Origin of the sequence: Phenylobacterium sp. (assembly GCF_022402485.1) — a bacterium.
In the GTDB taxonomy this organism is placed as follows: Bacteria; Pseudomonadota; Alphaproteobacteria; order Caulobacterales; family Caulobacteraceae; genus Phenylobacterium.
This window is the reverse complement of sequence record NZ_JAKRSA010000005.1, coordinates 1-23041: the sequence shown is the minus strand read 5'-3', so window position 1 is coordinate 23041 and position 23041 is coordinate 1. Positions and strand designations below refer to the sequence as shown.

The window sequence follows — 23041 nt, the reverse complement described above, 5'->3', positions numbered from 1 at the left end:
ATGGCGCACGATCATCCGGGCGAGGCCCATCATCACGCCCACGGCCATGACCATGGTCACGATCGGGGTCACGATGGGGGTCACGATCATCACCATGGCCTGGGGGGACACCACCACCACGTCCCCAAGGACTTTGGCTGGGCCTTCGCCATCGGGGTCGTGCTCAATGCCGGCTTCGTCGCCGTCGAGGTGGCTGCCGGGCTCTGGTATGGCTCGCTCGCCCTGCTAGCCGACGCCGGGCATAACCTCTCCGATGTGATGAGCCTGCTGCTGGCCTGGGGGGCGGTGGCTCTGGCCAAGCGCCAGCCCTCGGGCCGCCGGACCTACGGCCTGCGCAAGGCCACCATCCTCGCCTCCCTGGCCAACGCCATCCTGCTGCTGGTGGCTGTCGGGGCGATCATCTCAGAAGCGATCCGGCGGTTTGCCGAACCCACCGAGGTCGCCGCCGCCCCGGTGATGATCGTCGCGGGCATCGGCGTGGTCATCAACACCATCACTGCCCTGATGTTCATGGGCGGCGCCAAGGGCGACCTGAACATCCGCGGTGCCTTCCTGCACATGGCCGCCGATGCGGCGGTGTCCCTTGCGGTGGTGGTGGGGGCCGGGGTGATCGCCCTGACCAGCCTCTACTGGCTTGATCCGGCGCTCAGCCTGGTAATCGTCGCCGTGATCCTGGTGGGGACCTGGGGCCTGTTGCGGGACTCCGTCGACCTCGCCCTGGATGCAGCACCCCGGGGGATCGATGTGGAGGCGGTGCGGGCCTGGCTGCGGGCTCAGCCCGGGGTTACCGACATCCATGACCTGCACATATGGGCCATGAGCACCACCGAAACGGCCCTGACGGCGCACATTACCCGCCCTGAAAACCCCGATTCCGACGCCTTTCTGCACGCCGCCTGCGAGGGCCTGCAGCGCCAGTTTGGTATTGGCCATGCCACCTTGCAGGTGGAAACCGGCGAGGCTGATCATTGTCGCCTGTCCCCGGACGAGGTCGTGTGAGCCGCCCTCCCCGCACCCTTGGCCTCTCGGCCTACAGTCTGATCCTAGGGCTGCTGGAACCCCTGGCACCAGCCCTGCTCCGCGCCCGCGCTAGGCGGGGCAAGGAGGACGCCGAGCGCCTGCATGAGCGGCTGGGCCAGCCCCAGGCCCTGCGCCCGCCCGGCGAGCTTGTCTGGCTGCATGGGGTCAGCGTCGGCGAGAGCGTTTCCCTGCTGCCCCTGGCCGAGGCCCTGCGCACCCGCCGCCCCGACCTGACCCTGCTGGTGACCTCGGGTACCCGCACGGCAGCTGAGCTGCTGGCCCGGCGGCTGCCGGACGGGGTGATCCACCAGTACGCCCCGGTAGACGGCCCCCGGGCGGTGGCCGGCTTCCTCGACCACTGGCGGCCAGCCACCGGCATCCTGGTGGAGAGCGAGCTTTGGCCGAACCTGATCACGGCCGCCATTGGCCGAGGGACGCGGCTGGCCCTGGTCTCGGCCCGTATGACAGAGAAGAGCGCCCTGGGCTGGGGCCGCGCTCCGGCCACGGCCCAGGCTCTGTTGCAGGCCTTTGACCTGATCCTGCCCCAGGACGCCGAGACCGACTCAAGGCTGCGAAGGCTGGGTGCCAGCACCGGGCCGCAGCTGAACCTCAAGCAGGTGGGTGCCCCCCTGCCCTGCGACGGGGCCGAGCTTGGCCGGATGCGGGCGCTGACGGAGGGCCGGCCGGTGATCCTGGCGGCCAGCACCCATCCTGGCGAGGAGGCCCTGATCGCCGAGGCGGTCCAGCCCCTGCGGGCGGCCCAGCCTGGCCTGTTGCTGATCATCGCGCCGCGCCATCCCGAACGGGGTGCCGAAGTGGCCGAGATGCTGACCGCCGCCGGGGCCAACACCGCCCGCCGCAGCATTGGCGAAACACCTGAGCCCCTGATCAGCGCCTATGTGGCCGACACCCTGGGGGAACTTGGCCTGTTCTTCCGCCTGGCCAATGTGGTGGTGATGGGGGGCGGCTTCGTCCCCGGGATCGGCGGCCATAACCCCCTGGAGCCCGCCCGGCTAGGGGCGGCGATCATCACCGGCCCCGACGTGTTCAACGCTGGGCAGACCTACGCGGACATGTTCGAGACGGTGGCGGCCCTGTGCGCCCCTGACCAGGCCACCCTGACCCGGCATCTGGGGGGACTGCTGGACAATCCCGCCATTGCCCGCCGGATGGGGGAGGCCGCCCAGGCCTATGCGGCGCAGTATGGCGAGGCCCTGGATCGGGCTCTGGATCAGTTGGCCCCCCTGCTGCCGGCAAAGGACTGACCATGAAACTCTCCACCCCCCGATGGTGGTATGTGCGCGAGCGCGATCGGGCGTCCATGCCGATCACCCGGATGCTGCTCAGGCCCCTGTCCTGGATCTGGGCGGCGGCCACGGCCCGGCGGATCGCCCGGGCAAGCCCCGTTGATCCCGGGGCACCGGTGATCTGCGTCGGCAACATCACCATGGGCGGGACCGGCAAGACCCCGGTGGTCCGTGAGATCCTGGCCCGCCTCCGGGCGCGGGGGGTCGAGGCCCACGGTCTGTCGCGAGGCTATGGGGGGCGGCTTGAGGGCCCGGTGCAGGTCGACCTCGCCGTCCACAGCGCTGCGTCGGTGGGGGACGAGCCGCTGATGATGGCCACGGATGGACCCATCTGGGTGGCCAGGGACCGGACCGCCGGAGCCCTCGCCGCCCGGGCCGCCGGTGCCCAGGCCATCGTCATGGATGACGGCCACCAGAACCCCGGCCTGACCAAACGCTTGTCCTTGATCGTCGTCGACGGCGAGACCCGGGAGGGGGAGTGGCCCTTCGGCGACGGGGCGGTGTTTCCGGCCGGCCCCCTGCGCGAGCCCCTGGCTGTGGGCCTGGCCCGGGCTGACGCGGTGGTGCTGATGCTGCCGCAGGACGTCGCCGCCGCTGACCCGGCGCTCCTGGCGCTGTTTGGCCAGACCCCGGTGCTGATCGCCCGTCTAACGCCTGCAGAGCCCCCGCCGGCTGGACCGCAGGTGGGCTTTGCGGGGGTGGGCAAACCCTGGAAGGTGGAACGCGCCCTGCAGGCCGCCGGCTGCGAGCTGGCCGACTTCGCGCCCTTTCCAGACCATTTCGCCTATGACAGCGCGGTGCTCGCTCGGCTGGCCGCCCGGGCCGAAGACTTTAACGCCGGCCTCGTGACGACGGAAAAAGACTGGGTGCGTCTGCCTGCGGACTGGCGCGACCGCGTAGCCGCCTGGCCCGTCAGGGCGCAGTTCGAAGATGAGGCCGCCCTCGATGCCCTGCTATCGAGCGCGCTCTAGGCGGTGGCGCCGGCCTTCTGGGCGAAGGTCCAGCCGGCCTTGGCCAGCAGAGGCACCCGCTCAGCCATGGCAGCAGCCTGGGGGCTGTTGGCGGTGCCATCGCGGACCCGGCCCACGATCCCCTGGATGATCCCGCCCAGACGGAAGATGTTGTAGGCGAAGTACCAGTTCAGGTCCGGCAGGCTGTCGCGGCCGGTGAGCCGGCAGTACTCGGCCACATACTCCTCGATGGACGGCACCCCATGGGCCTCCAGGTCGGGAAGCTGGGCGATGGTGCCATTGACCCAGTTCATCAACAGATAGGTGAAGTCGGCCAGGGGCTCCCCCAGGGTCGAAAGCTCCCAGTCCAGCACCGCGGTCACCCGGGGCTCGGTGGGATGCAGCACCATGTTATCCAGGCGGTAGTCCCCATGGACGATGGAGGTGCGCTCCTGGGTGGGGACAGTCCTGGGCAACCACTCCATCAGCCGCTCCATCTCCTCGAGCTTGACCGTCTCGGAGGCGCGGTACTGCTTGGTCCAGCGGTCCACCTGCCGGCCCATATAGTTGCCGGGCTTGCCATAGTCCCCAAGGCCGATGGCCTCGTGGTCAGTGTTGTGCAGATCCGCCAGGGTCTTGAGCTTGGCCATGAAGATCGCCCGGCGCTCGGCCGGTGCATACTGTGGCAGTTGCTGATCCCAGAGGATGCGCCCCTCCACCATGTCCATGACGTAGAACATGGTCCCGATGACCTCGTCATCGACGCACAGGCCGTAGGGCCGGGCCACCGGGAAACCGGTGGGGTGCAGGGCGCTGATGACCTTGTATTCCCGATCCACCGCATGGGCCGAGGGCAACAGCTTACCCGGCGGCTTACGGCGCATGACGTATTTCTTGCCCGGCGTCACCAGCTGATAGGTGGGATTGGACTGGCCGCCCTTGAACTGACGGACCTCCAGGGGGCCCTCAAAGCCCTCCACATGGGCCTGCATCCAGGCCGCCAGCCGCGCCTCGTCGAACCGATGGGATTCGGCGACCTCCTTGGTGCCGGTGTTCAGCTGCTCGCGCTCTTGTTCGGCGGCGTCCACGGCCATGGCGGCTCCCCTTTACTCACGTCTTGGTGCGCGTGTGTCTTACGCTTGTTTGAACCCACCTTACCGACCCGCGCCCCAGGCCCGCAAGGCGTAGCGCATAGGCCCGTCAGGTCAGCGGTTCAGGGCCCGCCAGCCGATGTCGGTGCGATAGAAGCCGCCAGGCATCTGAATCTGGGACAGGGCACCATAGGCCAGGGTCCTGGCCGCGACCAGGTCATCCCCCAGCGCGCAGACATTCAGCACACGACCACCCGCAGCCCTGAGTACGCCGGCCTCGTCGCGGCGGGTGCCCGCATGAAAGACCGCCGTCTGGGGACCAAAGTCCGCCTCGACACCGGTGATCTCAGCACCGCTCACCGGCGCGTCTGGATAGCCCTCGGCCGCCATGACCACACAGACCGCCGACTCCGCCCGCCAGGTGGGCGCCGGCAGCCGGTCTAGTTCACCCTTGGCGCAGGCCATGAGGTAGGGAACGAGATCGCTCTCCAGGCGCAGCATCAGCACCTGGCACTCAGGGTCGCCGAACCGGACATTGAACTCCACCAGCTTGGGGCCCTGGGCGGTGGCCATGAACTCCACAAACAGCACCCCGCGATAGGGGGCACCCTCAGCGGCGATGGCGGCGAAGGCCGGCTCGGCCAGCTCCCGTCGTACCCGCTCCACCAGCGCGTCAGTGAACAGCGGGGCCGGAGTATAGGTGCCCATGCCGCCGGTATTGGGGCCCTGTTCGCCGTCATAGGCGCGCTTGTGGTCCTGGGCGTGGCCAAAAACCATGGAATGGGTTCCGTCGCACAGGGCGAACAGAGAGCCGATCTCGCCCTCGAGGAATTCCTCGATCACCACCCGCGAACCGGCCTCTCCGAATCGCCCGCCCAGGGCGTCGTCTATTGCCGCCTCGGCCTCAGTGCGGGTGGGGGCAATCACCACACCTTTGCCGGCGGCCAGGCCGTCGGCCTTGATCACATAGGGAGGCGCAAAGCACTCAAGCGCCGCCCGGGCCGTCGCGGCATCGTCACAGACGACATAGGCACCGGTGGGCAGGCCATGGCGGGCGCAGAAGTCCTTGGTGAAGGCCTTGGAGGATTCCAGCTGCCCGGCCGCCCGGGTCGGCCCGAAACAGGGCACGCCGGCCACGGCCAGGGCGTCGGCGAGGCCAGCCTCCACGGCTGATTCCGGGCCGATGACCACCAGGTCTGCCGCCACCTCAAGGGCCAGGGCGACCAGAGCCTGAGTGTCGGTGACCTTGACCGGTCGCAGCTCCCCGAGGCTGGCCATGCCGGGATTGCCCGGCGCCAGGACCAGGCGGCTGAGCAGGGGCGACTGGGCGATTTTCCAGGCCAGCGCATGCTCGCGCCCGCCTGAACCGACGAGGAGAATGTTCATGGGGGCGCTTTGCCGCGCCGGTGGACGGGCGTCAAGCTGGGGGGCTTAGCCTTCGAGATCGAGGGAGTAGCCCGCCGAACGCACAGTGCGGATCGGGTCGGCGGCGGCCTCGCGGTTCAGGGCCTTGCGCAGGCGCCCCACATGAACATCGACGGTCCGGGCCTCCACATAGACATCCGAGCCCCAGACCGCGTCCAGTAGCTGCTCGCGGGAAAACACCCGGCCTGGATGCTGCATAAAGTAGTCCAGCAGGCGGAACTCGGTGGGGCCGAGATGGATCTCCTGCCCCGACCGGCGAACCCGGTGGGCCACCCGGTCAATCACAAGGTCGCCGATCCGCACCCGGTCCTCCGCCAGGCCCGGCCGCAGACGGCGCAGGACCGCACGGATGCGGGCGGAAAGCTCGGACATGGAGAACGGCTTGACAATGTAGTCGTCCGCACCGGTGTCGAGACCCCGGATGCGATCGGTTTCCTCGCCCCGGGCGGTCAGCATGATGATCGGGATATTGCGGGTCTCCGTCCGGGCCCGAAGCCGGCGGCAGACCTCGATCCCGGAAACCTTGGGCAGCATCCAATCCAGCAGAATCAGGTCGGGCAGCCGCTCATTGATCATCATGAGAGCCTCCTCCCCGTCCACCGCCACGCCGACGGCGTAGCCCTCCTTCTCGAGGTTGTAGTTCAGGAGGGTGGCCAGGGAGTCTTCGTCCTCGGCGATCAGGATATTGGGCGTCATGACCCAGAACTTTCTCTAAGGCCGCTGCAGGTCGTCGGTCTTGGGACGGGCGGTGGCGATCGCCTCGTCCCCGGTGATTTCGTAGTGGATGATCTCGGCGATGTTGGTGGCGTGGTCGCCGATACGTTCCAGGTTCTTGGCGACAAACAGCAGATGGGCGCAGGCGGTGATCGTCCGCGGGTCGGCCATCATGTAGGTCAGCAGTTCACGGAACAGGCTGTTGTAATGCTCGTCCACCTCGTCATCCCGGGACCAGACGGACATGGCCCGCTCCAGGTCCGAGGCGGTGTAGGCGTCCAGCACCTCTTTCAGGCGGGTGACCACCAGCCGGCCCATGCGCTCGATGGAGCGGGTCAGGGGCACCATGGGGTCGGAATCGATGATGACGATGGTGCGCTTGGCGATGTTCTTGGCCAGGTCGCCGACCCGCTCGAGGTTATTGGCGATCTTCATGGCCGCCACGGTGCGGCGCAGGTCATTGGCCAGGGGCTGGCGCAGAGCGATCATGCGGATCGCCTTACGCTCGATATCGGCCTGCAGGACATCAAGCCGCTCATCCCGGGCGACCACGGAATCGGCCACCTGCTGGTCGCGACGGACCACAGCCTCCAGGGCGTCGGCCACAGCGGCTTCCGTCAGTCCGCCCATCCGCGCGCACTCGGCGGTGAGCATGTTCAGTTCGTCTTCGTAGGCCTTGACGATATGTTCGTTCATGGCGGCGTCCTTCCGGTCAGCCGAAGCGTCCGGTGATGTAATCCTGGGTGCGGGAGTCCCGGGGGTTGGTGAAGATTTCGTCGGTGGCCCCGGCCTCGACCACAGCCCCCATGTGGAAAAAGGCGGTGCGCTGGGACACCCGCGCGGCCTGGGCCATGGAGTGGGTGACGATGACGATGCAGTACTGACTGCGCAGATCGTCGATCAGCTCTTCGATCTTGGCGGTGGCGATGGGATCCAGCGCCGAGCAGGGCTCGTCCATCAGGATCACCTCAGGGCTGACGGCGATGGCCCGGGCAATCACCAGGCGCTGCTGCTGGCCCCCCGACAGGCTGGTGCCAGGCGCCTGCAGACGATCAGCGACCTCTTTCCAGAGCCCCGCGCGCTTCAGCGAGGATTCGACGATATCGGCCAGCTCGGTCTTGTTGTCAGCAAACCCGTGAATGCGCGGCCCATAGGCCACGTTCTCGAAGATGCTCTTGGGAAAGGGGTTGGGCTTCTGGAACACCATGCCGACCCGGGCGCGCAACAGCACGGGGTCGACGCTGCGGTCGTTGATGTTCTCACCATCCAGGTTGATCTGACCCACGACCCGGGCACCGGGGATGGTGTCATTCATCCGGTTGATGCAGCGCAGGAAGGTGGACTTGCCACAGCCCGAGGGGCCGATCAGAGCCGTAACCATGCGGTCAGGCATGTCCAGGTCGACATCGAACAGGGCCTGCTTGTCTCCATAGAACACGCTGACCTGCTGGGCCGAGACCTTGCCGGGGGCGACCGGGCGGGCGCTCGTGCCTGAGCCTGCAGCCAGGGCGTCATCGCGTTGGGCGGTCATCTTCAGGCTCGAGCTGGAAAGGAACGAAGGGTTCATCTGATCACCACCGGCGTTCGAAGCGACGGCGCACCAGCACCGCGACCAGGTTCATCAGCACCATGAACACCAGCAGGACGATGATCGCCGCCGCCGTCCGCTCATGGAAGGCGCGTTCTGAGGCGTTTTCCCAGATGAAGATCTGCACCGGCAGCACAGTGGCCGCGCTGGTCAGGGTCTCGGGCACCCCAGGCACGAAGGAGACCATGCCGATCATCAGCAGCGGCGCGGTCTCCCCAAGCGCATGGGCCAGGGACAGGATCACCCCGGTCATCATGCCGGGCATGGCCAGGGGCAGAACGTGGTGGAAGACGGTCTGGGTGCGCGAGGCGCCGACCGCCAGCGCCGCTTCCCGGATCGAGGGCGGCACCGCCCGCAGGGCCGAGCGGGTGGCGATGATGATCGTCGGCAGGGACATCAGGGCCAGGACCAGGCCGCCCAGCAGTGGGGATGACCGCGGCACCGCCAGCCAGTTGATAAACACCGCCAGACCCAGCAGGCCGTAGATGATCGAGGGCACAGCGGCGAGGTTGTTGATGTTCACCTCAATGATATCGGTCCACCGGTTCTTCGGGGCGAATTCCTCGAGATAGGTCGCCGCAAGCACCCCGATGGGTGCGGCCAGGAGGGCTGTGACAAACAGCATCATGGCCGAGCCGACCACGGCCCCCCAGACCCCGGCCTGTTCCGGTTCGGTGGAGTCGGCCCGCGACATGAAGGTCCAGTTGAAGCCCCCGGATACCAGATCGCGTTCCCGCAACTCGTCGAGCCAGTCCAGCTGACGGTCGCTGAGCAGCCGACCGCCGATCTCGGTGTCCCGGCTGATCTGGCCCTTATAGTAAAGGCTGGCATTGGCCTTCATCGGTCCACGGACCGTAATGGTCTGGCCCACCAGGGTTGGATCAGCGCGCAAACGGTCGAGGATCTGGAAGCCCAAATCCGCCGACAGAATGGCCATCATCTCCGAGCTGGCCTCCCCATAGGGGTCATCGGTCTCGCCCAGCAGGGCCAGGGCTGACTCTGCCACCATGAGGTTGAAGTTTGAGCCGCCGAGGTCGGCCATATCCACCCGGTCGGCATTCACCTGGACCGGAAGGCTGACCGTGTAGTCGGTAAAGGCCGAATAGCCCTGCAGGCCAATGCGGCCGAGCAGCAGCACCAGGAAGGACAGCGCCAGGATGATGGCTGCGCGGCCATAGAACCGGAACCGCGCCTCAGCGCGATAGCGGCGCTTCAGGCGGGTCTCAGCCTCGGCGCGGGCGCGGGCCTTGGCCGCCTGGGCAGGGGTGAGGGCCGCGTCAGTCATACTGTTCCCGATAGCGCTGCACGATCCGCAGGGCGACAATGTTGAGCAACAGGGTCATCACGAACAGGGTCAGGCCAAGACCGAAAGCCGACAGGGTCTTGGGGCTGTCGAACTCCTGGTCGCCGGTGAGCAGGGTGACGATCTGCACGGTCACCGTGGTCACCGTATCGAGGGGATTGAAGGTGGCGCGGGCCTGCAGGCCAGCCGCCATGGTGACAATCATGGTCTCGCCAATGGCCCGGGACACCGCCAGCAGCAGGGCCCCCATGACTCCGGGCAGAGCCGCGGGCATCACCACCCGGGTGATGGTCTCCGAACGGGTGGCGCCCATGGCCAGCGACCCGTCCCGCAGGGACTGAGGCACCGCATTGATGATGTCGTCTGACAGGGAAGACACGAAGGGGATCAGCATGATCCCCATGACCGCCCCGGCCACCAGGGCCATCTGGTTCTGGACCTGCAACAGATAGAGGCCCAGGCTGTCGAAGGGACCGCCCATCAACTGGGCGCCGATGTTGTTGAAGAAGCCCCGGAACAGGGGCCCCACCGTCAGGGCGGCGAAGAAGCCGTAAACCACCGTCGGGATGCCGGCCAGGATCTCCAGGAGCGGCTTGACCACCGCCCGCACCGTGGGACCGGCATATTCCGAGAGATAGATGGCGGCGAACAGCCCAACCGGCGCGGCCACCGTCATGGCGATCAACATGATCAGGAAAGTGCCCATGAACAGGGGCACGGCACCGAATGCACCGGACGAGGCCACCTGATCGGCGCGTATGGCGATCTGCGGGTCCCAGGTCAGGCCAAACAGGAATTCGAAGATCGGCACGACCTGGAAGAAGCGCCAGCTCTCCCACACCAGGGAGGCGACAATGCCCACCGTGGTCAGGACCGCCACCACCGAGCATCCAAAGAACAGGGCACCGATCCAGCGCTCGACCCGAGGCCGGGCGGCGAAATCCGCCCGCAGCCGTGGCCAGGCCATGACCGCCCCGGCCACGGCCAGGAGCAGGGCTGCGACCAGGACGGCCGTGGTCAAATACAGATGGATGCTCTTGGCCTGGGTGAGCTTGTCGGTGAAGGCCTGGCCAAGTGCGCCGTCATAAACCGTCTGGCTGACCTGACCGCCGGTCACCGTGGCGACCACGTCGTTATAGAAGACATCCTGCGTGCTGGCCGGCAGGGCGACCACCGCCGGGGGCGGCTGTCCGCGGAGGATGAGCTCTTCGACCTGGGCACCCAGGAGGCTGACCAGCAACAGCAGGATCACCGCCGGCGCTGCCGCCCAAAGGGCCAGATAGGCCCCGTGATAGCCCGGCAGGGAATGGAGCAGCCGCGAGCGCCCGCCGGCCGATTTCAGCACCTGGCGGCGGCCGGCCGTATAGGCCGAGACGGAAAAAAGGAAGAGCCCCAGCAGGGCAATCCAGATCAGCATTCAGGCCTTCGTCTTGCCGCTCTCAGCGCGCGTCACAAGGTCCGGATGGCATGATTGCCGTCCAGGTTCGCGGGCAGAACCTGCCCTCCCTTAGCGGATTGAACGCGACAGTTTCATGACGCCTGAATGACATTGTGAACGTCACGGGTTTTGTCGAGCCGGCGCTCGGCCATGGGGAAGTAGGCGGTGAACACCGTCCCATGGGCTGGGCGGCTTTCCACCGCCAAACCGCCCCGATGGCGATTCATGATGTGCTTGACGATGGCGAGGCCAAGACCCGTGCCGAGCTTCTCCCCGCTCTTCTGGCCCTCCACCCGGTAGAACCGCTCCGTCAGCCTCGGCAGATGCTCGCGCTCCATCCCCGGGCCGGCATCCATGACTGAAAGCGCGGCAAACCGCTCAGGCCCATGGTCGGGAGTCAGGAGAGACAGCCGGGCGGCCAGATCCATGCGCTGGGCGACGCAGGCCTCAGCGCTGAGACCTGATTCCAGTCGAATACGGATATGACCGCCTGGGGCGGAGTATTTCAGGGCATTGTCCACCAGGTTCTGGGCCACCTGGATCACCTGGTCCCGGTCCCCTGTGATGATCAGTTGACCCCTGCCCGGCGCATCAGCGTCCAGCACCACCCCCTTGTCGCGGGCCAGCGGCGACAGGGCGTCGAGCACGTCAAGAACCGCAGCGGCAAGATCAACATCCTCCAGGGGACGGACATGCTCATTGAGCTCGATCCGGCTGAGGGACATCAGGTCATCGATCAGGCGTGACATCCGTTCGGCCTGGACATGCATGATGGCCAGGAACCGGTCCCGGGCCCCCTCGTCCCCCCGGGCGTGCCCCCGCAGGGTCTCGATGAAACCGGCCAGGGAGGCCAGGGGCGTGCGGAGTTCGTGGCTGGCATTGGCCAGGAAGTCGGCCCGCATGCGCTCGACCCGCCGGATGTCCGTCTCGTCATGCAGCACCACCAGGGCCAACCGCCCCCCATCGGCCCCAACTCCTAGCGGGCGGGCATAGGCCCGGAAGATGCGCTCCTGGGTGCCGCCCAGCTCATAGACCGCCTCCCCTTCCAGCCCCCCGAACAGGGCTTCGTCCACCACCTCAAGCACATCGGGATCACGGATGGCGGTGACCAGCAGGCCCGCCTCCCGCTGGATCTTGAGGATCCGTCGGCCGGCGCGATTGACCATCACAAACCGTCGCCCGGTGAGATCATCGGGCTCATGGGCCGAGATCACCATGACCGGGTCGGGCAGGGCATTCAGCACAGAGGTATAGGGCAGGGACAGCGTCCCCTCCGCCACCTCCACATGGGTCTCGGCGACCTCGGCCTGCAGCCTTGCGGCCTCACCCCGCGCACGCCTGGCCTGAACATAGGTGACCGCCGCCAGGGGGACGGCCAGAAGCAGGGCCATCATGATGTGGGCATCTCCCACCAGGGCCAGGGCGACCAGGGCCAGGGCACCGGCCAAGCCCGTCATGACCACCGGCTGAGCGACCAAGCCTCGGCGCAGTCTGAGCGGCAGGGAGGGGGACGGTTGCGGCAAAGTCGAATCTCCGATCGCCCGATCATTCACCAAGCCGGACAGATGTGACACTGGCGTGACAGTCCGCCCAAGTCGATTGGCGAGACGTTCGCCCGCCCTCAGAACAGAAGCGCGCGCCCGCCTGATTGTTTTCCGGTGCGCCGGCGGACGACTTACATCCCTATCCACGGCCCTTGGGGCGATGCAGTTGGCACCGGGGCAGAGGGTCACTAGGATTGTGCGACTCCCGCGCCCCCGGGGCGTGGGCGCCAGACACAGCATCCCAGGACCAAGTCATGACTGATCGGATCGCCGAAGCCGAGGCCGCCCTGCGGGCTGGCCGACTCGAAGAGGCCATTGCCCTGACCGAGGCCCATCTGACCGATGAACCTGGCGCGCCTCTGCGGATCTATCAGAACTTCACCAGCCTGCTGTATCGCCGGGGCAAGTACGAACAGGGTGCCCAGTGGTGTCGCGCGGGATTGGAGACCTATCCCCGGGATACTGATCTCTGGAACGTCCTTGGGGTCTGCCTTCGACGGCTGGGGCAGTTTGATGAAGCGCTTGAAGCCCTGAATGCCGGCTTGAAAATCCGACCGAAGGACGAGGGCTTACTTCAGAATAAGGGCAATATTCTCAACGATTTGCGAGATGGCCCCGGCGCTGTTGCGATCTTCAGCCGGCTGGTCCGGAACGCGCCTGCCAATGCGGATCTGCAGCGCGCTCTAGGACGCGGCCACTGGCGCGCCGAAGAGTTCGACAAGGCCGAAATGCGGCTGCGGCTGGCCACCCGCCTCAAGCCGGACCTGATTGACGCCTGGCTCGACCTCTCGGCCCTGGTGGCCGAGGCCAGGAGCGCCGATGAGGCGGTCGCCATTCTGGAGGATGCCCTGAAGGTCCAGCCCATTCCCCGGCTGATGGAAGCCAAGGCTGTGGCAATCCGGCGTGGGCAGAAGCTCAGACAGGCCGAGGCCTATCTCAAGGAAGTCCTCGAAACCTACCCAGATGAAGCCTGGGCGCATTACCAGCTGGGCGGGGTGATCTCCGATTTCGACCGGCCCCGGGCCAATATCCACCTGCGCCGGGCTGTGGAATTGAATCCAGAGGACCTCGACTACCGTATGGCCCTGGTCGAATGCCTGGTGCGCTCACGGCATGGGAACGAGGCCGCCCATCTGGACGACGCCTATGCTGAGCTGAAGGCCGCCAACGCTATCGGAACCCTGTCGGGGCCAGCTCAGCTCAAGGTCGCCTCCGAGGTGCTGTCCAGGGTTGCCGACTTTGCGGGGTTGGACGAGGTCTGCGACTTCGTCGAAACCGGCCGACTTTGGGCCGAGCAGGGACGGCATACGGCGCTGCTCAGCCAACTGTCGCGGGTCAAGACTCCAGAGGACCGCGACGAACTGATCCACCAGCATCGGATCTGGGGGGAGTTCGTCCAGGAGCGGGTGAAACGCTACCCCCTGCGCCGGCCGACGGCGCCTAGGCCAGATAATGGCAAGATCAGGATCGGCATCATGTCTTCGGACCTGCGGATGCACCCTGTGGCCTACTTCTCCCTGCCGCTCTTCGAAAACATCCCGCGCGACCGTTTCGAGGTCTATTGCTACTCCTATTATCAGGGCCAGGAAGACAGCCTGCAGAAGAAGATCACCGACCTGGTGGATGTGTTCCGCTGGAACCAGGAGATCAGCGACTTCGACGCCGCCCAGATGATCTGCGACGACCAGCTCGACATGCTGATCGAGCTGGGGGGCTCAACCCACATGAACAAGCTCAATGTCATGGCGTGGAAGGCGGCCCCCCTGCAGGCCAGTTGGCTGGGCTATCCTCATTCCTCGGGTCTCGACACCATCGACCATCTTATTCTTGACCCCTATCTCGTTCCGCCGCGTCCCGAGCTGCTGGTCGAGCGGCCGCTGCTGATGCCTTCGAGCTGGATCGCCATGGGGGAGCTGGCCTTCCCAGAACGGACAATGGCGGCCGAGCCACCCGTGGTGACCAATGGCTACGTGACCTTCGGCACAGCCAACAATCCCTACAAATACAGCCGAGCCATGGTCGCCGAATGGGCCAAGGTGACCGCTGCAGTTCCCAATTCCCGCTTCATGTTCGTGCGACCCGAGGGCGGCACGGCCGCCTTCCGCGACAATATTTCCGCCATCTTCGAGGCCGAAGGGGTGAGCCGGGATCGCCTACGCTTCGAGGCGGTGCGGGGGGCGCACATGCCCTTCTACAACGAGATGGACATCTCCCTGGACACCTTCCCCCAGACCGGCGGCACCACCACCTGCGAGTCCCTTTGGATGGGGGTTCCGGTGGTGACCCTGGTGGGCCAGGCCCTGTTTGAACGGCTTAGCTGTTCGATCCTCGGTAATGCAGGCCTGCATGATCTCTGCACCGGGGACCTGGAAGCCTTTAGGAACACGGCGGTCCAGCTGGCGGGCGATGTGGAGCGCCTACGCAAACTCCGCCGCGAGTTGCGGCAGACCTTGAAGGCCAGTCGACTGGGGCAGACCAAGCTGTTCGCCGCTGACTTCTACAAGATGTTGGAAGCGGCCGTGGCCAACCATCGCCGCGCGGCGCACGCTCCGGCCCCTGAGTCTCTGGAACAGGCGATCTGACCCAAGGCGGCGGAGCCTTCAGGCGGTAGCCCGCCTAGACCTTCGGGCCGAGATAGAAGCCCGGCGCGGTCAGAGCCTGGGCGATCAGGTCCCTTGGGTCGCGGGGGTGAACGCCGAGCCCCCGCAGCCGGTCGGTGGCGCAGCGCGGCGCGCTGGGCATGGGCCGGTCCGGCGCCAGATTGAGGGTCCAGCCCGCCTGCTCAAACACCCCCGCGAGCTCGGCATTGGAGAGGTTCTGGCCGCTGGCCACATTGACCACCCCTAGCTTGCCTGCCTCACCTTCGGCCGACCCCATGGCCATCAGGCCGGCGAGGACATCATCTGCATGGACATAGTCGCGGACCGCGCCGGGGACGGAGTCCAGGGTCAGAACCCGGGCCCGCCGGGCCTTCTGCAAGAGCTCGGGCAGAAAGCCGCTGGCCCCTTCGGCCAGATCGAACACATTGGACAGGCGCGCGACGGCACCACGACCCCCCGACCGGGCCAGGGTGAGGTTCTCCCCCAGGGCCTTGGAGAGGTCATAAACGTTGCGCGGCGCGGCTGGGTCAAAGGCAAGCAGGTCGTCCTCCCGGCCGCCAGAGGCACCCAGGCTGTCATAGAGCCGGGTGGAGGACAGATAGATCAGGCGCGAAAACCTGGCCTGGGACAATACCTGGGCCAGGAGGGTGACGTGGGCCTCCACCGTATCGAAGGGCCGCACGGCGAAATCCCCGGTCAGGCCCGCACAATAGAAGACGCACCCCAGGTCCCGCGAAAAGAGCTCGGGATCGCCCCGGGCAGGGGCATAGACCGAGTGTCCCTGATCGCGAAGGGCCTGCGCCAGCCGACCGCCGATGAAGCCGCCGCCGCCGATGATGGTCCAGCCGCTCACCCCCTGCCGCGCTCCCCGATGCGCCGCACCGGAGCCCCTGCGTAGATTCCATAGGGTTCCAACTTGCCGCGCACCACAGCGCCGGCCGCCACCACACACCCTTTGCCGATTACCGCGCCGTCCAGGACGACGACACCGGCCCCCAGCCACACATCATCCTCGATGATGATCCCGCCCCGGCTGGCCATGAAGCCCTGGTCGCGGATACGGGCGTTCCGATCGGCGATCTCGTGATTGGTGGGGGCGAGCGTGCAGTTGGCGGCAATAAGGACCCCTTCCCCCAGACGCACCCCATTGCCGGTATAGATCACCGTGCCGGAGTTAATGGCCGAGTCCGCCCCAATGACGACCTCCCCAGATCCACCGACCGCCTTGATCTTGACGAAGGAGTCGATGAGCACCCGAGGTCCGATCTCAATCAGGGTGCCCCGCACGGAGCGCTCGATGTCGGCCAGGGGGGAGATGGTCGCGGTGGGATCGATCTTGAGCATCAGCGTCCTCCGGACGGGGCGTGCGGTGCGAAATCCGGATAGGTCGCATCCCGCTCTGAGATCACCTTCGGGGCAGCCGGCCAGGCGATGGCGAAGGCCGGATCATTCCACCTGACGCCCGCCCCATGGCCAGGCTCAAACATGGGCGCAATCTGGTAGAGCACGTCGGTCTCGGGCTCCAAGGTCAGGAAACCATGGGCCACACCCTCCGGAATGAACAGGGCGCGCCCCGCTGCGGCGTCCAGCTCGACACCGGTCCAGCGGCCAAGGCTGGCGCTGCCGGGGCGCAGGTCTAGCGCCACATCGAAAATCCGACCCCGGACGACCCTTACCAACTTGGTCTCGCCATGGGGTGCAGGCTGATAGTGCATGCCCCGGAGGGTCAGGGGTGCGGTGTTCCGCGACAGGCTGGTCTGGGCTGGCGCAAACTCTAGCCCGGCCTCAGCAAAAGCCGCCGGGCAATGCAGCCGGGCAAACGCGCCGCGATCATCCAGGACGGGGTCGATATCGACCACCACCACGCCCGCGATCTCCGTGGGCGAGAACCGCATCAGTCGAGGATCCGGGTCACCGGCGAGGCGATCACGAAACGCCCCCCCCAGTCCCGGATATAGGCCAGCTGATCCATGATCTCGTCCTTCAGGTTCCAGGGCAGGATCAGCACATAGTCTGGCTTCACCTCGGCGACCTTGTCGGGTCCGTAGATCGGCGCGTGGCTGCCCGGCAGGAAGCGGTCCTGCTTGTGCGGATTGGCGTCAAAGGCGCAGACGATATCGTCAGTCCCCACCCCGGCAAAGTTGAGGAAGGTGTTGCCCTTGGCCGCCGCCCCATAGGCCGCCACGGTCTTGCCCTCGGCCTTGGCCTTGGCGAGGAAGGCCAGGAAGCTATCGCGGACGGCCTCAACCCGGGCGGTATAGCCGTCATAGGTCTCGAGCCTGTCGAGCCCGGCCGCTGCTTCCCGGGCGCGCAGGGTCTTCAGGGCCTCAGTCTCCTGATGGCTGGACGCCTCATGGGCGCAGAACAGGCGCAGAGACCCCCCATGGGTGGGCAAAAGCTCCACATCAAAGGCCCGCAGGCCGTTGGCCGCCAGCACCTGGGCCACCGCCAGCAGGGACAGGTAGGAGAAATGCTCGTGATAGATCGTGTCGAACTGCACCAGCTCGAGCATGTTCAGAAAGTGGGGGAACTCGAAGGTCAGGACACCCTCAGGCTTCAGCACCTCCCGGAACCCGGCGACGAAGCCGTCAATGTCGGGCACATGGGCCAGCACATTGTTGGCGGCCATCAGGTCGGCCTGCACCCCCCGCGCCGCCAGGGCCTTGCCGGTCTCCCCGTGGAAGAACATGACCTCGGTGGGCACGCCCCGTTCGATGGCCGCCTCGGCGGTGTTGGCGGTGGGCTCGATCCCCAGCACCGGCACGCCGGCCGCCTTGAAGTGCTGCAGCAGATAGCCGTCATTGGAGGCCACCTCCACCACCAGGGAGTTGGGCCCAAGACCCAGGCGCGCGATCATCGCCTGGGCATAGCGCCGCGCATGTTCCACCCAGCTGGCGGAGTAGGACGAGAAATAGGCGTAGCCGCCATCGAAGATCTCGTCGGCGGCGACAGGGTCATCCACCTGCACCAGGAAACATTTGGAGCAGACCCGGGCGTGCAGGGGATAGGTGCGCTCGGCACCGGCGGCTAGGTCCTGCGCGGTCAGATTGCTGTTGGCCAGGGGCTGGAGCCCAAGATCCACCAGGGTGTGGGTCAGCGGCGTGCGGCAGAAGCGGCAGACAGGGGTCGTCATCACAGGCTTTCGTAGGCTTCGATCTGCGCCAGGCAAAGGGCGCGGGCAGCGTCGCCCTGCCCCTGTCTGCGGTACCAGTCCATGGTCCAGGCCACGGCGGTGGGGCCATCCAGGGCACTCTCGAAATCGAGGGCCTTACGGGCGAGGCTGGCGTCCACGGCCAGGGTCTTGGCCTCGATGGAGTTCGGGTCAACTTCGTGTCGCCAGGGCTTGGCGTCCAGGGCGGCGATGGCCTGGGTGGCCAGATCCCCCACCGTGATTTCCGCCGCGCCGGGACGGGGCCCGAAATTCAGGGCCCGTGGGGTGTCGGGGCGCTGCACCAGCGCCTCGGCAAACACAAGGTAGCCGGCCACACAGTCGAGCACATGCTGCCAGGGCCGCGTGGCCTCAGGATGGCGCAGCACGGTCGTCTCACCCGCCCGGGCGGCCCGGACAATGTCAGCCACCAGACGGTCGCGGGAAAAATCACCGCCGCCGATCACATTGCCCCCCCGCGCCGTGGCCACCGGCACGCCGGCCTTGTCGAAATAGGAGCGGGCGAAGCTGGCCGTGACGATCTCGGCGCAGGCCTTGGAGGCTGAATAGGGGTCCTTGCCGCCTAGGGCGTCGCCCTCTGCAAAGGCACGGCCCCCGTCATTATTGGCGTAGACCTTGTCCGAGGTGATCACCAGCACGGCGCGTAGGGCGTCTTCGTCCCGGAGAGCCTCCAGCAGGTGGGCTGTGCCCATGATATTGGTGGAAAACGCCCCCACCGGGTCCTCGATGGCCGTGCGCACAATGGGCTGGGCGGCCATGTGCAGCACGAGGTCGAAGGGCTGGCCTGAGACCACCTCCATCACCTCCCGACGATCCCGCAGATCGACGATGTGCGAGGCCGCCAGATGCTCATAGCCGGCCAGTTCGGCCAGGGCCGGGGTCTGATCCGGTGCCAGGGCCAGGCCCGTCACCTTGGCCCCCATGCGGGCCAGCCACAGCCCGGTCCAGGCCCCTTTGAAGCCGGTGTGCCCGGTCAGGAGGACCCGCTGGCCAGCCCAGAAGTCCGGGTTCGGACGGGTCATGCCCAGACGCGCCAGGGTGCCTCGCCGGACGCCCACAGGCTCTCCAGCTGGTTCTTGTCCCTCAGGGTGTCCATGGCCGCCCAGAAGCCGTCATGGCGATAGGCGATCAGCTCGCCGTCAGCGGCCAGGCCTTCCAGGGGGCCCAGCTCCCACACGGTGCTGTCGCCAGACACCCGGTCGATGACCGAGGGATCAAGGACGAAGAAGCCGCCATTGATCAGGCCATTATCGCCCGGCGGCTTTTCCACAAACCGGTCCACCCGGTCGCCGGTCATTTCCAGGGCACCATAGCGGCCGGGCGGCGCCACCGCCGTCACCGTGGCTCGCTTGCCATGCGCGCGGTGGAACTGGGCCAGGGCGGTGAGGTCCACATCGGCCACCCCATCCCCATAGGTGAAGAAGAACGGCTGGCCAGGATCGAGGAACTCCCGCACCCGGCGCAGGCGTCCGCCGGTCATGGTGTCGGCCCCGGTATCCACCAGGGTCACCTTCCACGGCTCGTGTTTGGTGGCGTGGTACTCAATGGCCCGGCTGGCGAGGTCGACGGTGAAGTCGGCATTGTGCAGGACATAGTTGGCGAAATACTCCTTCACCACATAGCCCTTGTAGCCCAGGCACACGACGAACTCATTGAACCCGTGGTGGGAGAACATCTTCATGATGTGCCAGAGGATCGGCCGACCGCCGACCTCGATCATCGGCTTGGGCCGCAGGTGGCTTTCCTCGGAAATCCGGGTGCCCAGGCCGCCGGCCAGGATGACGACTTTCATCGCAATTACTCCCCCCGCGTGATGCGGCTCAGGCGATCCGCTTGACGAAGGCGTCGGGCCAGTAGGTCACCCGGTCCTTCACCACCCCTTCGTTGAAGGGGAAGGTCGGCTCTTCGATGATGAAGCGCTTATCCTCGGCAACGAAGTCGTGCACCGCCTGCCGGGGATTGTTCCAGGTCCAGTCCGGCGCAGTGCGCGGCGCGCCCACCACCTGCTCCATGATCCCGTCGGTGGCGACGATATAGGAGCCCACCGGCACCATGTCGGCATAGGCCCGCAGCTCGTCGAGCACGTGGCCCTTGGTGTGGTTGGAATCCAGCACCACCAGCACGGTCTCGCCCGGCTTGATCTGCGCCTTCACCTGTTCGACCACCTCAGGGGCCGTGGACGAGCCTTCGATCAGCTCGATCCGCTTCTTCATGGGATGGGCTTCGATGGCCGTGCGGTTGTGCGGCCGGATCTCGATGTCGATGCCGATCACCCGGCCCTTGTTCATGGCCTCAAACAGCGAGGCGTAGAACACCAGCGAGCCGCCATGGGCCACGCCAGTTTCCACCAGCACATCGGGCTTTAAGTCCCAGATCACTTCCTGCAGGCGGACCATGTCCTCCGGCAGCTGGATGATCGGCCGGCCCATCCAGGCGAAGGAATAGACATATTTGGAATCCCAGGTCGCCCGGACCCAGGCCTTGGACGCCGCGGCAAAGCCCTCGGCGGTGGAGAGGCTGTGGCGCGTTTCAGTGTCGCCATCGCGGACGACGACTTCGCCCCGCTCTTCGTCGATAATGGTGATCAAGACCCCGACCTTGCATGCCGTTTCGCGCAGGCCGATGTTGTCACTGGCCCGCCATGTCGAACCCTCTTATCGCGCATCGGCGCGGCGATGAAGCCGTATCCCGCACGGCGGGTGCAGGAACAGGGGGTGCTGGTGCAGCCAAGGATCGACTTCATCATCGCCGGCGCCCAGAAGGCCGGCACCACGGCCCTTTTTGACTATCTGCAGGACCACCCAAACGTCGGGCTGTCGGACCTCAAGGAGGTCCACTTCTTCGATGACGAGGGCCAGGACTGGAGCGCGCCGGACTACGAGGCCTATCACGCCCATTTCGACCTGGCCGATAACAGCCGGGTGTGGGGCGAGGCCACCCCGATCTATCTCTATTGGAAGGACAGCCTGGCGCGGATACGGGCCTATAACCCCGCCATCCGCCTGATCATCCTGTTACGCGACCCGGTGGAGCGGGCCTTTTCCCACTGGAAGATGGAGTTTGCCCGCGGGGTTGAGACCCATCCCTTCGACTGGTGCATCCGAGCTGGTCGCCAGCGGCTGTTTGCCGCCGAGCCCTGGGGCTTCCATCGGGAGTTCAGCTATGTGGAGCGGGGCTATTACGGAGCCCAGATCGAACACCTGCTGACCCTGTTCCCCGCCCACCAGCTCCTGGTGCTGCGGGCCGAGGACCTGGAGGCGCAGCCAGATACTGTCCTTGGCCAGATCAGTGGCTTTCTCGGGGTCCCGCCCCCGCACGCGCTCACGCCACGCCGGGTGCATGTGGGGCGAGACATGGATTATCCCTCGCAGCTGACGGCGACGGATCGGGACTTTCTGAACCGGCTCTATGCCCCTGATATGGCCAGGCTCGCCGCCCTCTGCGGCGTCACCTTTGGCCAGGACAACTGAGGCGGGGCCACAATTTTGTCAGGGTATTTCGGCAAGACGTAGGGATGTCGTCCGCCCCCCTGCCCCTGCCCCTGCGCCGTTCAGTCTGGCTGCCCCTGGCGATCGTCGTTCTGGCGGCCTGCTCGGCCCCGCCTGGGGGCGCCAGCGCTGATCCGCCCCCGCCCCTGGGACCTGAGCTTGTCCTGCCGGTGGACTGCGTTCTGGGCCAGACCTGCGAGATCCAGAACTATGTGGACCGCGATCCGGGCCCCGGCGCTCAGGACTATCAATGCGAAACCCGCAGCTATCAGGGCCATAACGGCGTCGACTTTCGCATCCCCGACATGGCCGCCCAGCAGGCCGGCGTCGCGGTCCTGGCCGCCGCCCCTGGCCGGGTGATCCGTCTGCGGGACGGGGTGGCCGATGTTTCGGTGCGCACCATCGGCCTGGCGGCCGTGGACGGAACCGAATGCGGCAACGGCCTGGTCATCGACCACGGGGGGGGCTGGGAGACTCAGTATTGTCACCTGGCTCAGGGCAGTATTGGGGTCGCCGAGGGAGCCCAGGTGGCGGCCGGCGACCCCGTGGGCCGGGTCGGCCTGTCGGGCCAGACCGAATACCCCCACCTCCACTTCACGGTCCGCAAAGACGGAGTCGTCATCGACCCGTTTGCCCCCGAGGCCGGTCAAGGGGTCTGTGAGGCCACCCGCCCCCTCTGGGCCAAGCCGGTCAGCGACCAGATGACCTATCGGCGCGGGGTGGTGCTTAACACCGGCTTTGCCGCCGGCGCGGTTTCCATGGACGCAGTGGAGGGTGCCGACATCCCCGTGGCGGCCCGCACTGCGCCCGCCCTGGTGGCCTATGTCCGGGCCATTGGCCTGGAGGCCGGGGATGTTCAACACCTGAAGGTCACAGGGCCAGATGGCGCTCTTGTGGCCGAGAGCCGCATCGATCCCCTGGACGGACCCAAGGCCCAGTACCTGCTCTATGCCGGCCGGCGGACACCCGGGGAGGGATGGCCCCCAGGGGTCTATCGGGGGGAATATTGGATCGAGCGGAGCGGTCGCCGGGCCTTGGAGCGTAAATTTTCGGTTCAGCTCGACTGATCGGGCCAAATGGGGCGCTCAATTTTGCGTGAAATCCCCAACTCGGGTTGGGGACCCTTTTACAGACCTACAGACTAGGCTACAGTTTCTTGTCAGCTCAACTCTCCAGGGCTGTGTCGCTTCGGCCGAGTCATAGCATTCATGCCAGCTATGGCTCGGCCTTTGCCGCCCCGCTGACGCTCCTCAGAATTTTGGGTTTCATCGCTTCAGGCGGGGTCTGTCCGCCCTGTGAGCGGCCTTCCATAACGCCCGAACGATCGGCCTGCGGGACCCTCAAGCCCAAAAAAAGGGGGCCGTCCCGAAGGACGACCCCCAATCTTTGGTCTCAGAAACCTTC

General features: G+C 66.5%; 21 protein-coding genes. 6 read left to right on the top strand and 15 right to left on the bottom strand.

Going from position 1 to position 23041, the window contains the following annotated elements:
* From MH112_RS00965 to lpxK, 3 genes are read left to right on the top strand one after another with little or no spacing between them, the layout of a single operon-like run.
* Complete coding sequence (locus tag MH112_RS00965) at positions 1-999, top strand: cation diffusion facilitator family transporter (RefSeq protein WP_296562788.1); 999 nt, start codon at positions 1-3, stop codon at positions 997-999.
* Positions 996-2285 (top strand): 3-deoxy-D-manno-octulosonic acid transferase, encoded by a 1290-nt coding sequence (locus MH112_RS00960; RefSeq protein ID WP_296562786.1) that lies wholly within the window; start codon positions 996-998, stop codon positions 2283-2285. Before MH112_RS00965 ends, MH112_RS00960 begins: the two co-directional genes overlap by 4 nt.
* A gap of 2 nt (positions 2286-2287) precedes the next feature.
* A complete protein-coding gene (gene lpxK / locus MH112_RS00955; RefSeq protein ID WP_296562784.1) occupies positions 2288-3298 on the top strand; it encodes a tetraacyldisaccharide 4'-kinase in 1011 nt (336 codons plus the stop codon).
* Here lpxK and MH112_RS00950 read toward each other — a convergent pair.
* The 8 genes from MH112_RS00950 to MH112_RS00915 form a co-directional block, all read right to left on the bottom strand.
* Positions 3295-4371: a phosphotransferase gene (locus MH112_RS00950; protein ID WP_296562781.1), complete on the bottom strand. Its 1077-nt coding sequence runs from the start codon at positions 4369-4371 to the stop codon at positions 3295-3297. The two genes, lpxK and MH112_RS00950, sit on opposite strands and share 4 nt — an antisense overlap.
* A 111-nt stretch (positions 4372-4482) precedes the next feature.
* Complete coding sequence (purD, locus tag MH112_RS00945; protein ID WP_296562779.1) at positions 4483-5754, bottom strand: phosphoribosylamine--glycine ligase; 1272 nt, start codon at positions 5752-5754, stop codon at positions 4483-4485.
* Between the two features lie 45 nt (positions 5755-5799).
* Positions 5800-6489 carry a phosphate regulon transcriptional regulator PhoB gene (gene phoB, locus MH112_RS00940; RefSeq protein WP_296562777.1) on the bottom strand — a complete coding sequence of 230 codons (690 nt, stop codon included), beginning with the start codon at positions 6487-6489 and terminating at the stop codon, positions 5800-5802.
* Between the two features lie 15 nt (positions 6490-6504).
* Positions 6505-7203 carry a phosphate signaling complex protein PhoU gene (phoU, locus tag MH112_RS00935; RefSeq protein ID WP_296562775.1) on the bottom strand — a complete coding sequence of 233 codons (699 nt, stop codon included), beginning with the start codon at positions 7201-7203 and terminating at the stop codon, positions 6505-6507.
* A 16-nt stretch (positions 7204-7219) separates the two neighbouring features.
* Positions 7220-8038 (bottom strand): phosphate ABC transporter ATP-binding protein PstB, encoded by an 819-nt coding sequence (gene pstB, locus MH112_RS00930; protein ID WP_296562774.1) that lies wholly within the window; start codon positions 8036-8038, stop codon positions 7220-7222.
* Positions 8039-8078: 40 nt separating this feature from the next.
* Positions 8079-9380: a phosphate ABC transporter permease PstA gene (gene pstA, locus MH112_RS00925; protein ID WP_296562772.1), complete on the bottom strand. Its 1302-nt coding sequence runs from the start codon at positions 9378-9380 to the stop codon at positions 8079-8081.
* Complete coding sequence (gene pstC / locus MH112_RS00920) at positions 9373-10815, bottom strand: phosphate ABC transporter permease subunit PstC (RefSeq protein WP_296562769.1); 1443 nt, start codon at positions 10813-10815, stop codon at positions 9373-9375. Before pstC ends, pstA begins: the two co-directional genes overlap by 8 nt.
* Positions 10816-10928: 113 nt before the next feature.
* Positions 10929-12293 carry an ATP-binding protein gene (locus MH112_RS00915; RefSeq protein ID WP_296562820.1) on the bottom strand — a complete coding sequence of 455 codons (1365 nt, stop codon included), beginning with the start codon at positions 12291-12293 and terminating at the stop codon, positions 10929-10931.
* A 341-nt stretch (positions 12294-12634) separates the two neighbouring features.
* On the opposite strand from MH112_RS00915, the gene MH112_RS00910 reads away from it, so the two are divergent.
* On the top strand, positions 12635-14962 hold the full coding sequence (locus tag MH112_RS00910; RefSeq protein WP_296562767.1) for a tetratricopeptide repeat protein: 2328 nt from the start codon (positions 12635-12637) through the stop codon (positions 14960-14962).
* Between the two features lie 34 nt (positions 14963-14996).
* Here the strand turns inward: MH112_RS00910 and MH112_RS00905 are convergent, their stop codons facing one another.
* The 7 genes from MH112_RS00905 to MH112_RS00875 are packed head-to-tail and all read right to left on the bottom strand — an operon-like array spanning position 14997 to position 20737.
* Entirely contained in the window at positions 14997-15833 is an 837-nt protein-coding gene (locus MH112_RS00905) for an NAD-dependent epimerase/dehydratase family protein (RefSeq protein WP_296562765.1), read from the bottom strand.
* A complete protein-coding gene (locus tag MH112_RS00900; RefSeq protein WP_296562763.1) occupies positions 15830-16324 on the bottom strand; it encodes an acyltransferase in 495 nt (164 codons plus the stop codon). The genes MH112_RS00905 and MH112_RS00900 overlap by 4 nt, the downstream gene beginning before the upstream one ends.
* Positions 16324-16875, bottom strand: coding sequence for a dTDP-4-dehydrorhamnose 3,5-epimerase family protein (locus tag MH112_RS00895; RefSeq protein WP_296562761.1), 552 nt, complete (start codon positions 16873-16875; stop codon positions 16324-16326). Before MH112_RS00895 ends, MH112_RS00900 begins: the two co-directional genes overlap by 1 nt.
* Entirely contained in the window at positions 16875-18113 is a 1239-nt protein-coding gene (locus MH112_RS00890) for a class I SAM-dependent methyltransferase (protein WP_296562760.1), read from the bottom strand. Before MH112_RS00890 ends, MH112_RS00895 begins: the two co-directional genes overlap by 1 nt.
* Positions 18113-19171: a CDP-glucose 4,6-dehydratase gene (rfbG, locus tag MH112_RS00885; protein WP_296562758.1), complete on the bottom strand. Its 1059-nt coding sequence runs from the start codon at positions 19169-19171 to the stop codon at positions 18113-18115. The genes MH112_RS00890 and rfbG overlap by 1 nt, the downstream gene beginning before the upstream one ends.
* Positions 19168-19941: a glucose-1-phosphate cytidylyltransferase gene (rfbF, locus tag MH112_RS00880; RefSeq protein ID WP_296562757.1), complete on the bottom strand. Its 774-nt coding sequence runs from the start codon at positions 19939-19941 to the stop codon at positions 19168-19170. The genes rfbG and rfbF overlap by 4 nt, the downstream gene beginning before the upstream one ends.
* A 28-nt stretch (positions 19942-19969) precedes the next feature.
* Positions 19970-20737 (bottom strand): CmcI family methyltransferase, encoded by a 768-nt coding sequence (locus tag MH112_RS00875; RefSeq protein WP_296562755.1) that lies wholly within the window; start codon positions 20735-20737, stop codon positions 19970-19972.
* Positions 20738-20824: 87 nt separating this feature from the next.
* Here MH112_RS00875 and MH112_RS00870 point away from each other — a divergent pair, with 87 nt between their 5' ends.
* Both MH112_RS00870 and MH112_RS00865 read left to right on the top strand, forming a co-directional pair.
* The gene (locus tag MH112_RS00870; protein WP_296562753.1) at positions 20825-21619 is read left to right on the top strand and encodes a sulfotransferase domain-containing protein; all 795 of its coding nucleotides are present in this window, start codon (positions 20825-20827) and stop codon (positions 21617-21619) included.
* A gap of 44 nt (positions 21620-21663) precedes the next feature.
* Positions 21664-22704 (top strand): M23 family metallopeptidase, encoded by a 1041-nt coding sequence (locus MH112_RS00865; RefSeq protein WP_296562752.1) that lies wholly within the window; start codon positions 21664-21666, stop codon positions 22702-22704.
* Positions 22705-23041 lie beyond the last annotated feature (337 nt).

Bases quoted from the DNA above. Each gene is read 5' to 3' on its own strand.
- MH112_RS00965 (WP_296562788.1), top strand. From the start codon at position 1: ATGGCGCACGATCATCCGGGCGAGGCCCATCATCACGCCCACGGCCAT.
- lpxK (WP_296562784.1), top strand. From the start codon at position 2,288: ATGAAACTCTCCACCCCCCGATGGTGGTATGTGCGCGAGCGCGATCGG.
- MH112_RS00950 (WP_296562781.1), bottom strand. From the start codon at position 4,371: ATGGCCGTGGACGCCGCCGAACAAGAGCGCGAGCAGCTGAACACCGGC.
- purD (WP_296562779.1), bottom strand. From the start codon at position 5,754: ATGAACATTCTCCTCGTCGGTTCAGGCGGGCGCGAGCATGCGCTGGCC.
- phoB (WP_296562777.1), bottom strand. From the start codon at position 6,489: ATGACGCCCAATATCCTGATCGCCGAGGACGAAGACTCCCTGGCCACC.
- phoU (WP_296562775.1), bottom strand. From the start codon at position 7,203: ATGAACGAACATATCGTCAAGGCCTACGAAGACGAACTGAACATGCTC.
- pstB (WP_296562774.1), bottom strand. From the start codon at position 8,038: ATGACCGCCCAACGCGATGACGCCCTGGCTGCAGGCTCAGGCACGAGC.
- pstA (WP_296562772.1), bottom strand. From the start codon at position 9,380: ATGACTGACGCGGCCCTCACCCCTGCCCAGGCGGCCAAGGCCCGCGCC.
- pstC (WP_296562769.1), bottom strand. From the start codon at position 10,815: ATGCTGATCTGGATTGCCCTGCTGGGGCTCTTCCTTTTTTCCGTCTCG.
- MH112_RS00915 (WP_296562820.1), bottom strand. From the start codon at position 12,293: ATGACGGGCTTGGCCGGTGCCCTGGCCCTGGTCGCCCTGGCCCTGGTG.
- MH112_RS00910 (WP_296562767.1), top strand. From the start codon at position 12,635: ATGACTGATCGGATCGCCGAAGCCGAGGCCGCCCTGCGGGCTGGCCGA.
- MH112_RS00900 (WP_296562763.1), bottom strand. From the start codon at position 16,324: ATGCTCAAGATCGATCCCACCGCGACCATCTCCCCCCTGGCCGACATC.
- MH112_RS00895 (WP_296562761.1), bottom strand. From the start codon at position 16,875: ATGCGGTTCTCGCCCACGGAGATCGCGGGCGTGGTGGTGGTCGATATC.
- MH112_RS00890 (WP_296562760.1), bottom strand. From the start codon at position 18,113: ATGACGACCCCTGTCTGCCGCTTCTGCCGCACGCCGCTGACCCACACC.
- rfbG (WP_296562758.1), bottom strand. From the start codon at position 19,171: ATGACCCGTCCGAACCCGGACTTCTGGGCTGGCCAGCGGGTCCTCCTG.
- rfbF (WP_296562757.1), bottom strand. From the start codon at position 19,941: ATGAAAGTCGTCATCCTGGCCGGCGGCCTGGGCACCCGGATTTCCGAG.
- MH112_RS00870 (WP_296562753.1), top strand. From the start codon at position 20,825: ATGAAGCCGTATCCCGCACGGCGGGTGCAGGAACAGGGGGTGCTGGTG.
- MH112_RS00865 (WP_296562752.1), top strand. From the start codon at position 21,664: ATGTCGTCCGCCCCCCTGCCCCTGCCCCTGCGCCGTTCAGTCTGGCTG.